Genomic DNA, 1,340 nt, shown 5'->3' on the forward strand with positions numbered 1-1,340 from the left:
AACAGTCAGACCATTATCGATGCTAGACAGCACTTGTTTACGATAGTCGATTGAATAAGTCATGGTTTATCTGAATAGTTGATTAGTTTTTATGTATTGTATCGGTTTTATCTGAACTCTACTATAAGGGTTTTAATAAGTTTAAAGATTTTACAGTAAGAGATTATAGAATACATTGGATTAATTGCCTATTCGCTCCGAAAGATATTGAATATGTATTCGAAACTTATAATAGCTACGTTAATCACAAAGATGATTTAGATCAAGTTGCTAGTGTAAAAGGTATTTTTACTATATTTGCAACAGGTGGTATAGGATTTTTGGCATCTTATTATGCAAATGTACAAAGTAAAAGTCCAGATTTTTTTTCAAAAGACCCACAATTTTTCTTTAATTTATCATTTATGATTTTTTATACTTTATTATTTGTATCTTTGATATATTTCATATTTTACCTTATGAAGGATTTATTCTTTGATTTTATAGACCTCTTTAGAAAGAATAATGAGGTTACGGAGGTTAGAAAAAAAAGACTTGCCTATTATATACATCAGTCTAGAGTATTAAGGGTTAAAGGAAAATATAGGAAGTTAATAAATAATGCTGCTTTAACCAGTCTTGGGAAGTAGCTAAAAGCTAGGTTTTCCAAATGGCTTTATAATAAATTTATCTCATGTATAATATAGGTGCAGGCGGAAACCGTGGCTCTGCAATGAATCTATCTTTTCTATCTCGGGACGGACCGATACTTTGATAGGCACTTTTTTGTTTACGCTTAAGTGCTTTGGAGTCTTGGTTGATTACTTTATCCCCACTCAAACGTCGTATCGTCTATGTGACTATTTTCGAGCTTATCGCTATCATTTCTTCTACTTTCGTATTGATGAAACTCAGCGGTGGCGATGCGTCAGAGTCTTTACCAGTCGCTGTGATGGTGTCATTGGCAGCAGTGATTTGGAACTTCTTATACAATACAGCTTTTGAAGCGTGGGAACGTCGCAAGCAGGTGGCAAAGCGCACCTTACTCATTCGCAGTGCGCATGCATTAGGATTTGAAGGCGGATTGGTGTTGATTTGCTTACCACTTTATATGATCTGGTATGATGTTGGTTTAATCAAAGCTTTTATGATGGAAGCAGCGTTACTGCTATTTTTCTTGGTTTATACCTTTATCTTTACCTTGGGTTTTGACAAGATATTTACTTTACCGCATAACTATAGTCAGTCTATAATAAAAGAGATACAGCCCATATCCTGAAACAGTTTTGGTAAATTATTCTCCATCCACCCTTGGCGTAGAAACTTAGCCTGTGCCCACTTTTTCTCGATAGGGTTTAGAT

Annotated in this window: 1 protein-coding gene; it reads left to right on the forward strand. The window is 34.6% G+C overall.

Annotation, left to right across the window (positions count from 1 at the left end; translation table 11 throughout):
* The first annotated feature begins 796 nt into the window (after nt 1-796).
* The gene (locus JMW94_RS14650) at nt 797-1,258 is read left to right on the forward strand and encodes a PACE efflux transporter (protein ID WP_201604895.1); all 462 of its coding nucleotides are present in this window, start codon (nt 797-799) and stop codon (nt 1,256-1,258) included.
* Nucleotides 1,259-1,340: the final 82 nt, after the last annotated feature.

The organism is Psychrobacter immobilis (genome assembly GCF_904846185.1).
GTDB lineage: Bacteria > Pseudomonadota > Gammaproteobacteria > Pseudomonadales > Moraxellaceae > Psychrobacter > Psychrobacter immobilis_B.